The 12259-nt window shown below is 64.9% G+C and carries 10 protein-coding genes; 6 read left to right on the top strand and 4 right to left on the bottom strand.

Annotated features, from left to right (window positions below; genetic code table 11):
• Window positions 1-18: 18 nt before the first annotated feature.
• Genes PSEEN_RS16935 through PSEEN_RS16925 form a run of 3 tightly spaced genes read right to left on the bottom strand, consistent with a single transcriptional unit; the run spans window position 19 to window position 4567 of the window.
• Entirely contained in the window at window positions 19-1422 is a 1404-nt protein-coding gene (locus PSEEN_RS16935; RefSeq protein WP_011534772.1) for an efflux transporter outer membrane subunit, read from the bottom strand.
• Between the two features lie 3 nt (window positions 1423-1425).
• Window positions 1426-3390 carry a MacB family efflux pump subunit gene (locus PSEEN_RS16930; protein WP_011534771.1) on the bottom strand — a complete coding sequence of 655 codons (1965 nt, stop codon included), beginning with the start codon at window positions 3388-3390 and terminating at the stop codon, window positions 1426-1428.
• Window position 3391: 1 nt separating this feature from the next.
• Complete coding sequence (locus tag PSEEN_RS16925; protein ID WP_011534770.1) at window positions 3392-4567, bottom strand: efflux RND transporter periplasmic adaptor subunit; 1176 nt, start codon at window positions 4565-4567, stop codon at window positions 3392-3394.
• A gap of 214 nt (window positions 4568-4781) precedes the next feature.
• Between PSEEN_RS16925 and PSEEN_RS16920 the strand changes: the two genes are divergently transcribed.
• From PSEEN_RS16920 to PSEEN_RS16910, 3 genes are all read left to right on the top strand, one after another.
• A complete protein-coding gene (locus PSEEN_RS16920; protein WP_011534769.1) occupies window positions 4782-5258 on the top strand; it encodes a sigma-70 family RNA polymerase sigma factor in 477 nt (158 codons plus the stop codon).
• A 171-nt stretch (window positions 5259-5429) separates the two neighbouring features.
• Window positions 5430-5915 (top strand): response regulator, encoded by a 486-nt coding sequence (locus PSEEN_RS16915; protein WP_011534768.1) that lies wholly within the window; start codon window positions 5430-5432, stop codon window positions 5913-5915.
• A gap of 69 nt (window positions 5916-5984) precedes the next feature.
• Window positions 5985-7310: an MFS transporter gene (locus PSEEN_RS16910; RefSeq protein ID WP_011534767.1), complete on the top strand. Its 1326-nt coding sequence runs from the start codon at window positions 5985-5987 to the stop codon at window positions 7308-7310.
• A gap of 155 nt (window positions 7311-7465) precedes the next feature.
• Here PSEEN_RS16910 and PSEEN_RS16905 read toward each other — a convergent pair whose 3' ends face one another.
• Complete coding sequence (locus PSEEN_RS16905) at window positions 7466-9130, bottom strand: electron transfer flavoprotein-ubiquinone oxidoreductase (protein ID WP_044488267.1); 1665 nt, start codon at window positions 9128-9130, stop codon at window positions 7466-7468.
• 542 nt (window positions 9131-9672) lie between these two features.
• On the opposite strand from PSEEN_RS16905, the gene PSEEN_RS16900 reads away from it, so the two are divergent.
• The 3 genes from PSEEN_RS16900 (at window position 9673) to PSEEN_RS16890 (ending at window position 12252) form a co-directional block, all read left to right on the top strand.
• A complete protein-coding gene (locus PSEEN_RS16900; protein ID WP_011534765.1) occupies window positions 9673-10422 on the top strand; it encodes an electron transfer flavoprotein subunit beta/FixA family protein in 750 nt (249 codons plus the stop codon).
• Window positions 10423-11352, top strand: coding sequence for an electron transfer flavoprotein subunit alpha/FixB family protein (locus PSEEN_RS16895; RefSeq protein ID WP_011534764.1), 930 nt, complete (start codon window positions 10423-10425; stop codon window positions 11350-11352).
• Between the two features lie 78 nt (window positions 11353-11430).
• The gene (locus tag PSEEN_RS16890; RefSeq protein ID WP_011534763.1) at window positions 11431-12252 is read left to right on the top strand and encodes a substrate-binding periplasmic protein; all 822 of its coding nucleotides are present in this window, start codon (window positions 11431-11433) and stop codon (window positions 12250-12252) included.
• The last annotated feature ends 7 nt before the right edge of the window (window positions 12253-12259 follow it).

Below are 12259 nucleotides of genomic sequence, written 5' to 3'. Positions count from 1 at the left end.
GGAGGGCGCTGCGGATTCTCACGCCTTCGACGCCTGCCATCCTCCCCCCAGCGCCTTGTACAACGCCACGCTCCCCTGCAATCGCGCCAGGCGCAGTTGCGCCTGCTGGTCCTGCGCCAGGTAGAGCGTGCGCTGGGTCTCGAGGACCGTCAGCAGGGTCTCGGCCCCGGCTGCATAGCGTCGCTGGGCCAAGTCGAAGGCCAGGCGTGCCTGCTCCACTTCCTGGTCCTGCCATTGGCGCTGGCGCTCCACGCCATCGATGGCGTTCAGGGCTTTTTCCACATCGGCGAAGCCCGCAAGAATGCTGGTCCGGTACTTCTCAAGCAGCTCTTCTTGTTCGGCGCCGGCAAGGTCCCGGGCCGCGCTCAAGCGACCATTGTTGAAGATAGGCGCGGTGAGGCCGGCGGTGAGGGTGTAGTAGGGGCTGTCGCCGAGGTTGGCGAAGGTGCGCGCGCCACTGCCAAGGGTCGCCCCCAGCACCAGGCGCGGCAGCATGGCGGCCCTGGCCACCTGGACGTTGGCGCTGGCTGCCGCCAGGCGCGCCTCGGCGGCGGCGATGTCCGGGCGCCGCCCGAGCAGTTCGCTGGGTACGCCGCTGCCGATGCCGGGCCAACGCAGCGCGTCGATTGTCTCGGCGCTGGTGGGCAGGGCTTGCACCGGTTCACCCAGCAGTGTGGCCAAGGTCACCCGGTTGTCCTGCCGGCGTTGCTCGAGCAGCGGTACTTGGCGTTCCTGGGCTGCCACCAGGCTGCGTTGCTGGGCCAGTTCCAGGCGCGTGGCCGAGCCCGAGCGCTCACGGGCCTCGACCAGCCCGAGCACATCCCGGGCGTTTTCCAGGTTAAGGCGGGCGATGCGCAACTGCTCCTCCAGGGCCAGGCCCTGCAAGTAGCTGTCGGCCACGGCACCGACCAGCGTCAGCTCCACGGTCTGGCGATCGAAGCGGCTGGCGTCGAGGTTGCGCAGGGCGCTGTCGCGGGCGGCGCGCAGGCCGCCCCAGAAATCGATTTCGTAACTGGCGCTTAACCGAGCACCGAACGAGGTGCTGGTGCGCTCGCGGCTGCTGGCGTCGAGCTGGTCGTTGCCTTCGCCACGCAACAAGCGCTGGCGTGAGCCATCCAGGCCAGACTGCACCTCGGGCAACAGCGGCGCCCCGGCAATCACCGCACTGGCTTGCGCCTGGCGCACCCGCGCCGCTGCGGCAGCAAGGTCGTGGCTGTTCTGGCGGGCACGCTCCACCAGGCGATCCAGCTCGTTGCTGGCGAACGCCTGCCACCATTGCCGGTCCGGCAAGGGCTGCGTCGGGTCGGTCATGCCTTGCCAGGTGGGCGGCGCGTCGATGTCCGCCGCAGGTGGCGGCGGGGTGCTGCAAGCGGCGAGGCAAAGGCTGAGGCTCAACAGGCTGATACGGCTGGGAATCGTCATGGGCTATTCGCTGGTAAGGGCTTTGACCGGGTCGAGGCGGGCGGCCTTGCGTGCCGGCATGAAGCCGAACACCACGCCGGTGATCACCGCACAGGCGAAGGCGCCGAGGATGGCGGGCAGGGCGAAGGCCACGGCGATATCGGCCAGCAGCAATCCGCCGCCAACCAGCAGGGCGATGACGATGCCGGTGACGCCGCCGACCATCGACAGCATCACCGCCTCGGTGAGGAACTGGCGCAGGATGTCGCGCTGGCGGGCGCCGGTGGCCATGCGGATGCCGATCTCACGGGTGCGTTCGCGCACGGTCATGAGCATGATGTTCATCACCCCGATGCCACCGACCAGCAGCGAGATCGCGGCAATCGCCCCGAGCATCAGCGACAGGCTGTTCTGGGTGCGGGCCTCGGCCTGGATCAGTGCCGCGTCGTTGGTCAGGTCGAAGTCGTGCTTGCCCTGGTGGCGCTGGCGCAGCAGGCGGTCGATGGCGGCTTCGGTCTCGTTGACCCGGCGCGAGTCGATGGCGGCGATAGCCACGTATTCCGGGTCGTGGCTGCCGAACAGGCGAATCGAGGCGGCGGAGTAGGGCACGACGATGCGCTCGTCGCTGTCCTCGCTGCCGGAGCTGGCGCCCTTGGCCGCGAGGATGCCGACCACCTGGAACGGCACGTTGCCAATCAACAGGTATTGCCCCAGCGGGTTGCTGCCTTCGCCGAACATCTTGCTGCGCACCTTCTGGCCGATCACTGCCACCGCGGCGCCGCTGGCTTCGTCGGCCTCGCTGAAGAATGTGCCTTCGACCACCGGCCAGTTGAAGATGGCGGGGAACCAGGTGTTGTTGCCACCCACGTAGAACTTCTGGCTGCTGTTGCCTTGGCGCACCATCAGCTGGCCACCGATCACCGGCATGACATGCAGCACTTGCGGCAGTTCGCCGATCGCCGCTACGTCGTCGAGGGTGACGATGCCGCCAGGTTCCTGGGCGGTGGCGCGCTTGCCATTGAGGTAGAGGATGTTGGAGCCGAACGCGGCCATCTGCGCCATCACTTGGCGCTTGCTGCCTTCGCCCACCGCCAGCATGACCACCACCGAGGCCACGCCGATGATGATGCCGAGCAGGGTCAGGGCGGTGCGGAAGCGGTTGATCCACATGACCCGCCAGGCGGCCTGCAAGGCCTCGATCATCTCGCCCTTCCAGGCGCCCTTGAGGATGGCGCCGCGGTCCAGGCGTTGGCGCAGGTCGTTGGCCTGCAACTGCTCGGGTTGCGCCGGTGAAGGTTGTGAGGCAGCTGAATCGCTGACCATCTGCCCATCGCGAATCTCGATGATGCGCTGCGCGCGCGCCGCCACTTCCCGGTCGTGGGTGATGAGGATGATCACGTGGCCCTGGCTGGCCAGTTCGTCGAGCAGGGCCATGACCTCGGCGCCGCTGTGGCTGTCCAGGGCGCCGGTGGGTTCGTCGGCGAGAATGATATGGCCGCCGTTCATCAAGGCTCGGGCAATCGATACACGCTGTTGCTGGCCACCGGAAAGCTGGTGCGGACGGTTGCCCGTGCGGCTGGCCAGGCCCAGGCGGTCGAGCAGGGCAAGGGCACGGGCGTGGCGCTCGGCGGGCGGCGTGCCGGCATAGATCGCCGGCATCTCGACGTTCTCCTGGGCCGAGCCCGAGGGGATCAAGTGGTAACCCTGGAACACGAAGCCGAACGCTTCGCGGCGCAGCCAGGCCAGTTCGTCGCTGTCCAGCTCCGCCACATCACGGCCGGCGAAACGGTAGCTGCCGGACGTGGGGCGGTCGAGGCAGCCGAGGATGTTCATCAGCGTGGACTTGCCGGAACCCGAGGCGCCGACGATGGCGACGAACTCGCCGGGGTGGATGCTCAGGCTGATGCCGCGCAGCACTTCCACCTTGGGCGAGTCGATGCCGCCATATGCCTTGCGGATATCGCACAGCTCGATCAGGGGAGCGCTCATGTCAGCCTCCGCTGGCGGTGGGCGCGCCGATGATCAGGCGTTCGCCTTCGCGCAGGCCGTCTAGGATCTGCACCCGCAGCCGGTCGCTCAGCCCGGTGCGCACCTGGCGCGCCTCGATCTTGCCATCGGCGTTGAGCACCTGGGCCAGGCGCAGCTCGCCGCCGGGGGTTTCGTCGAGCGCCGCCAGCGGGGCGCTGAGCACCTGGTTGGCCTGGCCGGCGACGAAGAACACCTGGGTGGTCATCTCGGCCATCAAGGCACCATCGGGGTTCTCGACATCCAGCAGCACGGTGTACTGCACCACCTTGCTGCCACTGGTGCCGGCCGTGGCGCTGGCCGGGCTGCCGCTGCCCTGGCTGGATTGTTCCAGCGGCTTGGGCGGGATCGGCAGGATCTGCCTGACGGTGCTGCTCCAGCGCCGCTTGCCGCCGGCCAGCGTGGTGAAGTAGGCCGTCATGCCGGGCTTGACCTTGCCGATGTCCGCCTCGGAGACCTGGGCCCAGACGGTCATGGGCGACAGTTTGGCGATGCGCAGGATCAACGGCGTCTGCTGCTGGGCATTGAGGGTTTGCCCCTCGCGGGCGTCCACCGCCACCACGGTGCCGTCCATGGGGGCATAGATGCGGGTGTAGCCCAACTCCGCCTCGTCGCTGCGCAAGCTGGCCTGGGCCTGACGGATCTGGGCCTGGTACATGTCGATGCGCGCCTGGGTCACTTTCAGTTGTGCCTGGGCTGCCTGCAGGTCTTCCTGGCGCGTGGCACCGGCGGCGGCCAGGTCATGCTGGCGCTGGTACTGCTGCTGGGCGAGGACGAACTGGGCGCGTTGCTCGGCAAGCTGGGCCTTGAGGTTTTCGATCGAGAAACGCCCGGCATCCAGCTTGGCCTGCTGGGTGGAGGGGTCTATCTCGACCAGCAGTTGGCCTTGGCGCACTTCATCGCCGGCTTCGGCATGCAGCTTGCGGATCTGCCCGGACGCCTGGGCGCCGACATCGACGTAGCGCCTGGGTTGCAGGGTGCCCAGTGCAGTGACGCTGCTCTCTATGTCGGCGCGGGTCACCGGCACGGTACTGACGGTGGCACCGCCGAAGGGCAGGGCTTTCCAGGCCAGCAGGCAGCCCAGGCCAAGCAGGCCCAGTGTGGCGCAGGCCAGGCGGCGAGTGTTGGATGTGCGAGTCATGCGGACTTCCAGCCGAGGGGAGTGGCCGAGGACGGCAGGGGCACGTTCCCGGGGGTGCCAGTTAAACGAATGCCAGGCAAGGCGATTTAACCAGGACGGTGGCTGAACTCCGTGTTGCTGAGAATAATTATAATTTGTAAGATCGCACGCTGATATCATCCAGACCCGCAGCCCTGCAGGTCAGTGCGTGTGCAGGGGAACGCCAGGTGCCGTCGTGGAACATTACTATCGCGAATTGGTGAGTTTCCTCTCCGCACGCCTGGGCAATCGCCAGGCCGCGGAGGATGTGGCCCATGACGCCTATCTACGGGTGCTGGAGCGCACCGAAGGCGAGCAGATCGAGCATCCGCGCGCCTTCCTTTATCGCACCGCCCTGAACCTGGTGGTCGATCGCCATCGCCGCCATCAGATCCGCCAGGTCGAGCCGCTGGAAGTGCTCGACAGCGATGAGCGCTGGCACAGCCCGGCCCCTGTGCAGAGCATGCAACTTGACCAGCGCCTGGCCCTGATGCAGCGCGCACTGGGTGAGCTGAGCGCGCAATGCCGCGACAGCTTCCTGCTGCGCAAGATCGATGGCCTGTCGCACCAGCAGATCGCCGAGCGCCTGGGCATCTCCCGCAGCCTGGTGGAAAAGCACATTGTCAATGCCATGAAGCACTGCCGCGTGCGCATGCGCCTCTGGGAATCCTGAACATGCCGTGAAGTACGGGTGAAAATTTCCTGTAGTGGCAACTTGATTTCTGGATGTTTCAAGACAACTATCAATAAAGACCCCGCTCAGGCGCTGCGCCTGACGTTTGCCTTCACGGGCGCAGTTTGGTCATGGAGCCACTTTCATAACCTTGCTGCCTGGGCCCGGACGATGCCAAACAAGACCTTGCGCATCCTCATCGCGGATGAGCACCCTGACCAGCGCCTGCAGCTGGAAAAATTGCTCAATGGCCTGGGCTACTACCGTATTGCCCCCGTGGAGAGCTTCGAGGACCTGCAGCGCCTGGTGCACAGTGCCCTGCAGCCTTTCAATCTGCTGGTTGGCAACATCGAACTGGCCAGCCATGCGGGTGTCGACCTGGCGCGCTTTTGCCGGGTCAGCGCGCAGATCCAGCATGCCTTGCTCTACCACTCCCTGAAGCTGAAGATCCCGGCCGTGCCGGCGGGCGAGCGCCAGGCCGTGAGCGTCAGTCTGCCCGGGGTGCCCGACAACCAGGCCATGGAGACGTTCATGGCGATCATCGACATGCCGCTGAAGGTCGGTGAAATACCGTTGCCGCCGAGCCTGGCCGGCGGCAACGGTTACCCCAAGCGACGGATGAACTTCGCCCAGACGGTGTTCAGCCGCTCTTCTTGAACCCATCAGCAATCCCGCGCCCTCGGCATTTGCTATCCTCTGGCCTTTTGCCAAGTTGCGGAACCTGCCATGACTGCCATCGATACCGCCCGCGCGCCCCGGTTCAGCCGCGGCGACCACCGGACCTTGGGCCTGGCGGCGCTGGGCGGCGCCCTGGAAATCTACGATTTCATCATCTTCGTGTTCTTCGCCCTGACCCTCAGCCAGCTGTTCTTCCCGCCCGAGATGCCGGAGTGGCTGCGCCTGCTGCAGAGCTTCGGGATCTTCGTCACGGGGTACCTGGCGCGGCCGCTGGGTGGGATCCTGATGGCCCACTTCGCCGACCACCTGGGGCGCAAGCGGGTGTTCAGCCTGAGCATCCTGATGATGGCGCTGCCCTGCCTGTTGATCGGTGTGATGCCGACCTACGCCGACATCGGCTACGCCGCGCCGCTGATCCTGCTGGCCCTGCGCATTCTCCAGGGCGCCGCCGTGGGCGGGGAGGTGCCCAGCGCCTGGACCTTCGTCGCCGAGCACGCTCCGGCTGGGCGGCGTGGCTACGCGCTGGGCTTCCTGCAAGCCGGGTTGACCTTCGGCTACCTGCTCGGGGCGCTGACCGCGACCCTGCTGGCGCAGCTCTACACGCCCCAGGAAATCCTCGACTACGCCTGGCGCTATCCGTTCCTGCTGGGGGGCGTGTTCGGTGTGATCGGTGTCTGGCTGCGCCGCTGGCTCAGCGAGACGCCGGTGTTCCTGGCGTTGCGCGAGCGCCAGGAACGTCCGGTGACGTTTCCATTGCGCAGGGTGCTGGGCGAACATCGCCGCTCGTTGATTCCCGCTGCGCTGCTGACCTGCGTGCTGACGTCGGCGGTGGTGGTGCTGGTGGTGATCACGCCCACGGTGATGCAGCAGCGTTTCGCCATGAGCGCTGGGCACACGTTCGCCCTGAGCAGCGTGGGCATCGTCTTTCTCAACATCGGTTGCGTGCTGGCCGGTTTGCTGGTCGATCGTATCGGCGCCTGGCGCGCGCTGATGATCTACAGCCTGCTGCTGCCGTTGGGTGTTGGTGCACTCTATGCAAGCCTAGTAGGGCAGTGGGGCATTACCTGGCTGGCCTATGCCCTGGCTGGATTGTCCTGTGGCGTGGTGGGGGTGGTGCCGTCGGTGATGGTCGGTTTGTTCCCGGCCGAGATCAGGGTTTCGGGGATTTCCTTCACCTATAACGTCGCCTACGCGCTGTGGGCGAGCACCACGCCGCTGGCGTTGATTGCGCTGATGCCTTGGAGCCCGTGGGTGTGTGTCGGTTTTTGTCTGGCCATGGGCGTGGTGGGGCTGCTGACGGCACTGTATTTCGGGCGTCGGGAACCGTTGGTGTTCGGTGCGGAGTCGATGCCGATCATGTGTGGTGACAAATGAGGCCGTAACCGCCGCTGGCACTGATCAAGCTGTTCAAGTTGCTCGACCGCCATCCTGGGTTGTTCGAGGAAGTCAGAACTGCCTGACGCCATCAATCATGAAAAAGCCCCCGGGCCTCACGGCCAGGGGGCTTTTTCTTGCCGCCAGGGCAGGGCTTACATGTTCGGGTAGTTCGGCCCGCCGGCGCCTTCAGGGGTGACCCAGGTGATATTCTGGGCCGGGTCCTTGATGTCGCAGGTCTTGCAGTGCACGCAGTTCTGCGCGTTGATCTGGAAGCGCTTGTTGCCGTCTTCCTGGGTGACCACTTCGTACACGCCGGCCGGGCAGTAGCGCTGCGCCGGCTCGTCGTACAGCGGCAGGTTGCTGGCGATCGGGATGTTCGGGTCGGTTAGCTTCAGGTGGCAGGGTTGTTCCTCTTCATGGTTGGTGCTGGAGAGGAATACCGAGCTGAGCTTGTCGAAGCTGAGCTTGCCGTCCGGCTTCGGGTAGTCGATCTTCTGCGAGTCGGCCGCGAGTTTGAGGCAAGCGTAGTCCGGCTTGGTGTCGTGCAGGGTGAACGGCAGCTTGCCGCCGAACCAGTTCTGGTCGATGTAGTTGAACGCGCCACCGAGCAACGGGCCGAACTTGTGCAGGGCCGGGCCGAAGTTGCGGCTGGCGAACAGCTCTTCATGCAGCCAGCTGGCCTTGAAGGCGCTGACATAGCCGTTGAGCTGGTCACCGCCTTCGCTGCCGGCGATCAATGCGTCAGCCACCGCCTCGGCGGCGAGCATGCCGGATTTCATCGCGGTATGGCTGCCCTTGATCTTGGAGAAGTTCAGGGTGCCGAGGTCGCAGCCGATCAGCGCGCCGCCATTGAAGACCATCTTCGGCAGCGAGTTCAGGCCGCCTTTGCAGATGGCGCGGGCGCCATAGCTGATGCGCTTGCCGCCTTCGAGGTACTGGGCCATCACCGGGTGGTGCTTGAGGCGCTGGAACTCGTCGAATGGCGACAGGTACGGGTTGGCGTAGGAGAGGTCGACGATCAGGCCGACCACCACCTGGTTGTTCTCCAGGTGATAGAGGAACGAACCACCGGTGTTGTCCTTGCTCATCACGTCCAGCGGCCAGCCGGCGGTGTGCACCACCAGGCCTTGCTCGTGCTTGGCCGGGTCGATTTCCCAGATTTCCTTGAGACCGATGCCGTAGTGCTGGACGTCGGATTCGTTGTCCAGGTCGAAGCGCTTGATCAGCTGCTTGCCGATATGGCCGCGGCAGCCTTCGGCGAACAGGGTGTACTTGGCACGCAGTTCCATGCCCGGGGTGTACAGGCCATCCTTCGGCTGACCTTCGCGGTCGACGCCCAGGTCACCGGTGACGATGCCACGGACCACGCCGTTTTCATCGAACAGCGCTTCTTGCGCGGCAAAGCCCGGGTAGATTTCCACGCCGAGGTTTTCGGCCTGCTGGGCCAGCCAGCGGCACAGGTTGCCCAGGGAGATGATGTAGTTGCCCTGGTTGTGCATGGTCTTGGGTACGAACAGGTCCGGGACCTTGGTCGAGCTGCCGGCATCCTTGAGCACATAGATGTCGTCGCGTTTCACTTCGGTGTTCAGCGGCGCGCCGAGCTCCTTCCAGTCGGGGAACAGTTCGTTCAGGGCGCGGGGCTCGAACACCGCGCCGGAGAGGATGTGGGCGCCGACTTCGGAGCCTTTCTCGACCACGCAGACGCTGATCTCGCTACCGGCTTCGGCGGCCTTCTGCTTCAGGCGGCAGGCGGCGGACAGGCCCGCCGGGCCTGCGCCGACGATGACCACGTCGAATTCCATGTATTCGCGTTCCACTGGTTCTCTCCTACTCAAGGCTCATCGCTGTTGCTTGTCTTATGGGTGCTTGACGGTCATGCACGGCGTGCGGCTGCTGTAGCTTCGTGGATGACGGACTACACCGTCTTGTCTTGGCCGCGCATTATATCTACACCACTTGGCGGGTCCAATACAAACGTTTGTTTGAATTTGCCGGAGCCCAGTAAAATCAAAGGTACGCGGCTGGAGGGTGGCCAATTTGCCGTATTGACCGGATTGGGTGTTACGGTCAAGATACGAGCGCTTTTACGCTCGCCGTAGGCTGACCGTCGGGCGCAGGTGCACCCCTAAAGACCAGGCGTGGAGCAGGGTTTGCGGGCCGAATCAGGCTTTGTAGTGGAGTCTACACGCCACGACAGGAAATGACCCGAGGGTTTTCGAACCCAAGGTCGTGACAGGACTGATCGGTCACTTGAAATTTTCCCGCCCCGGAACGTTTTTAGAGGTGCCCTTGTACCCACGCGCATTCGCCGGGCAGCCCCCAGGCGATCTTCTTTTCACCGGAGAGTAACGAGGAATCCATGAAGGTTCTTGTAGCTGTCAAACGAGTGGTCGACTACAACGTCAAGGTTCGCGTCAAGGCGGACAACTCCGGCGTTGACCTTGCAAACGTCAAGATGTCCATGAACCCCTTCTGCGAAATCGCCGTGGAAGAAGCCGTCCGCCTGAAAGAAAAGGGCGTGGCGAGCGAAATCGTCGTCGTCAGCATCGGCCCGACCGCCGCGCAGGAACAACTGCGTACCGCCCTGGCCCTGGGCGCCGACCGCGCCATCCTGGTCGAAGCCGCCGACGAGCTGAGCTCCCTGGCCGTAGCCAAGGCCCTGAAAGCCGTTGTCGATAAAGAGCAGCCGCAGCTGGTCATCCTCGGCAAGCAAGCCATCGACAGCGACAACAACCAGACTGGCCAGATGCTGGCCGCGCTGACCGGCTACGCCCAAGGCACCTTCGCCTCCAAGGTCGAAGTCGCCGGCGACAAGGTCAATGTCACCCGTGAAATCGATGGCGGCCTGCAGACCGTTGCGCTGAACCTGCCAGCCATCGTCACCACCGACCTGCGCCTGAACGAGCCACGCTACGCGTCGCTGCCGAACATCATGAAGGCCAAGAAGAAGCCGCTGGAGACCGTTACTCCAGACGCGCTGGGCGTTTCCCTCGCCTCCACCAGCAAGACCCTCAAGGTCGAAGCGCCTGCTGCCCGCAGCGCCGGTATCAAGGTCAAGTCGGTGGCCGAACTGGTCGAGAAGCTGAAGAACGAAGCGAAGGTAATCTAAATGACTATCCTGGTTGTCGCTGAACACGAAAACGGTGCCGTAGCCCCGGCCACCCTGAACACTGTCGCTGCCGCCGCCAAGATTGGCGGTGATGTGCACGTGCTGGTCGCTGGCCAGAACGTCGGTGGCGTCGCTGAATCCGCTGCCAAGATCGCTGGCGTGGCCAAGGTGCTGGTCGCGGACAACGCTGCCTACGCCCACGCCCTGCCGGAAAACGTCGCGCCGCTGGTAGCCGAGCTGGCCAAGGGTTACAGCCACGTGCTGGCTCCGGCCACCACCAACGGCAAGAACATCCTGCCGCGCGTTGCCGCGCTGCTGGACGTCGACCAGATTTCCGAGATCATCTCGGTCGAATCCGCCGACACCTTCAAGCGCCCGATCTACGCCGGTAACGCCATCGCCACCGTGCAATCGAGCGCCGCGGTCAAGGTCATCACCGTGCGTACCACCGGCTTCGACGCCGTGGCCGCCGAAGGTGGCTCGGCCGCCGTCGAAGCGGTCGCTGCTGCTCACGATGCCGGCAAGTCGGCCTTCGTCAACGAAGAGCTGGCCAAGTCCGACCGCCCTGAGCTGACCGCCGCCAAGATCGTCGTTTCCGGCGGTCGCGGCATGGGCAACGGTGACAACTTCAAGCACCTGTACGCCCTGGCCGACAAGCTCGGCGCCGCCGTTGGTGCCTCGCGCGCCGCAGTCGACGCAGGCTTCGTGCCGAACGACATGCAGGTCGGCCAGACCGGCAAGATCGTCGCGCCGCAGCTGTACATCGCCGTCGGTATCTCCGGCGCGATCCAGCACCTGGCCGGTATGAAGGACTCGAAAGTGATCGTTGCGATCAACAAGGACGAGGAGGCGCCGATCTTCCAGGTGGCCGACTACGGCCTGGTCGCCGACCTGTTCGAAGCGGTTCCGGAGTTGGAAAAGCTGGTCTGATCCGGCGGCTTCACTTATAAAGAAGCCCGGCCCTCTTGTTGAGGGCCGGGCTTTTTTTATGGATGCAAGGAGTGTTGCATGGCGTTGCGCTCGAGCAAGGGGATGCTGGCCTGTGCGCTGGCACTGCTGTCGACCTCGGTGTGGGCGGTGGGCAAATGCGAGCGGCTGGTGGCCACGGGCAGCCCGGATGCGCCGCCGTATTCCTGGCAGGACCCGAACGATCCGAAGCACCTGATTGGCGCCAACGTCGACCTGCTGCGCCAGGCGGCGAGCGAGTTGGGGGTGAAGGTGGAGGTGCTGCATGCCGGAAGGCGTGACCAGGCGCTGGAGGAGGTGCGCAGTGGGCGCATGGACCTGTTGCTCGACACCCCCATGCAGGTTGCCCAGCTGACTGCACTGGACTATATCCACCCGGCACTGCAGCTCAACGAGTACCTGGTATGGACCCGGCATGACGCGACGCTTGCGTTCGAGGGGCCGGCGGATCTGGCCCGCTACCAGGGAAGTCTGTCGGAAAAGGCTCGGTTGACGCCGGCATTCGAAGCGTTCGCCAAGGCCCAACTGAAGCTGGAGCCGGCGCAGAATCTCACGCAGGCATTCCAGAAACTGGTGCTTGGCCAGGTCGACTATGTGCTGGCGGGGCGGTATTCCGGCATGGCCATGGCCCAGAGCCTGGGGGTGGGTAATGACCTGGTCGCCCGGGGGCTGCCGGTGGACCGCCCGGGCCTTTACCTGGCGGTGTCGCACAACTCGGCTTGCAACGACAGCTGGTTACGCGGACAACTGGCAAAAAAACTGACAGAATTGCCGATCTCCGGGGCGACCGAGGCCGTGCTGCAGCGCAATGTCGAGCGCTGGAAGGCGCAGATGCAGGCGCCGCTGGACGACCCTAAACAGTAGGAAGATT

The sequence above is a fragment of the Pseudomonas entomophila L48 genome (assembly GCF_000026105.1).
Lineage (GTDB): Bacteria > Pseudomonadota > Gammaproteobacteria > Pseudomonadales > Pseudomonadaceae > Aquipseudomonas > Aquipseudomonas entomophila.
This window is presented reverse-complemented; position numbering and strand designations above follow the sequence as displayed.